This is a genomic window from Mycobacterium sp. (assembly GCF_025933915.1).
In the GTDB taxonomy this organism is placed as follows: domain Bacteria; phylum Actinomycetota; class Actinomycetes; order Mycobacteriales; family Mycobacteriaceae; genus Mycobacterium.
Genome location: NZ_JAICZA010000312.1, coordinates 1 through 1,933 on the forward strand (window position 1 = coordinate 1; position 1,933 = coordinate 1,933).

The 1,933-nt window shown below is 69.0% G+C and carries 2 protein-coding genes; both read left to right on the plus strand.

Annotation, left to right across the window (positions count from 1 at the left end; all coding sequences use genetic code 11):
• The coding region (locus Q0W90_RS24410; RefSeq protein ID WP_297777257.1) for a transposase at positions 1–577 on the plus strand (577 nt) is incomplete at its 5' end.
• Between the two features lie 84 nt (positions 578–661).
• Entirely contained in the window at positions 662–1,795 is a 1,134-nt protein-coding gene (locus tag Q0W90_RS24415) for an IS630 family transposase (RefSeq protein ID WP_297777259.1), read from the plus strand.
• Positions 1,796–1,933: the final 138 nt, after the last annotated feature.

A 1,933-nucleotide genomic window follows, 5' to 3' on the forward strand; every position in this document is an offset into this window, starting at 1 on the left:
CCGGGTCATCCGTGCCCAAATCACCGTCACCACCGCCGAAGGCGCCCGCAGCGAGACGTATCAGCTGGTCACCACGGTCCTCGACGCCAACTGCCCGGCCACCGAGATCGTCGGCCTCTATCACCAGCGGTGGGAGATCGAAACCGCGTACTGCGAGCTCAAGCAGGGCATCGGGTGCGGGCGGGTGCTGCGAGCACGGACCCCGGCCGGTCTCGAGCAGGAGATCTACGCCCGGCTGATCGCCTACCAGGCACTACGGATCGCGATCGCCGACGCCACCCTCGCCGCACCCCACGTCGACCCGGACCGGGCCAGTTTCACCATCGCCCTGCGCGCCGCCCGCGACCAACTCGTCAAGGCCGCCGGAGTCATCGCCGACACCACGATCGACCTCGTCGGCGTCATCGGCGAGCGGGTCTTGGCCAGCCTCCTGCCCGCCCGGCGCTGCCGAACCAGCCCGCGGGTGGTCAAGCGGGCCATCTCCACCTACGCCCCGCACACCGCCAGCGGGCGACTCCGCGGACCCAGCCATCGGATCACCATCAGCGTCGACGTCCTGGCCAACCCCGACCCTTGACCAGCCGAGCTGTGGCTTAAGTGAACGGCATTGCGGCTAGTGCCCTGACCACAAACGTTGCCGGGGACGCCGATCCTGGACGGTATGGCCGATCGAGTGAGAGTCAAACGGCTCACCGACGAGGAGGGGCAGCGGCTGCAGCGGCTGGTCCGCCGCGGGGAGCCGAAGGCAGCGACGAGTGTGATCCGGTACCGGCGGGCGATGGTGGTGCTTGCCTCGGCCGGGGGCAACAGCGTGCCGGTGATCGCCCGGCTGGTGGCCGCGGACGAGGACACCGTGCGGGAGGTGATCCATCGGTTCAACGAGCTCGGGATGGGCGCGCTGGACCCTCACTGGGCGGGTGGCCGTACCCGCCGGATCAGCGCTGAGGACGAGGAGTTCCTGGTCGCTACGGCCGGCACCCGCCCAGAGAAGCTCGGGCGTCCGTTCACCCACTGGAGTCTGCGCAAGCTGGTCGACTACCTGGCCGACAACCCGGACCGGGTGGTGCGCATCGGGCGGGAACGAGCCCGCCGGCTGCTGGCCGACCACGAGATCACCTTCCAGCGGACCAAGACGTGGAAGGAGTCCCCCGATCCCGACCGGGACACCAAGCTCGATCGCATCGAGCAGGTGCTGCGCGATCATCCCGACCGCACGTTCGCCTTCGACGAGTTCGGTCCGCTGGCCTGCGTGCCGACTCTGGGTTCCTGTTGGGCGCCGAAGGGCAGACCGCAGCGACTGCCGGCGAACTACCACAAGACCGCCGGGGTGCGGCAGTTCCACGGCTGCTACTCCGTGGGCGAGGACCGGCTGTGGGGCGTGGTCCGCCACCGGAAGTCCGCGGCCAACACCCTGGCCGCGTTGCGGTCGATCCGGGCCGCCCGTCCCGACGGTCAACCCATCTACGTGATCTTGGACAATCTGTCCGCGCACAAGGGCGCCAAGATCCGCCGGTGGGCCGAGCGGCACAACGTCGAGCTGTGCTTCACCCCGACCTACGCCTCCTGGGCCAATCCGATCGAGGCGCACTTCGGGCCGCTGCGCTCGTTCACCCTGGCCAATTCCGACTACCACAACCACGTCGTGCTCACCCGCGCGCTCCAGGCGCATCTGCGCTGGCGCAACGATCACGCCCGTCATCCCGACGTCCTCGCCGCCCAACGCCGGGAACGAGCCCGCATCCGCAGCGAACGACACCGCCGCTGGGGCCGGCCCACCCCGCAGGCAGCCGCGTAATGACACGGCTGTCATTCATCAACCCGGCGAACATTCGTGGTCAGGGCACTAGCTCGGTTTCTCGCCCAGCATGACGAAGCGCGTCGGCGCGGACTGCTGAGCCACCCGCACACTTGCGAATTTTGCACCCTTCAACAA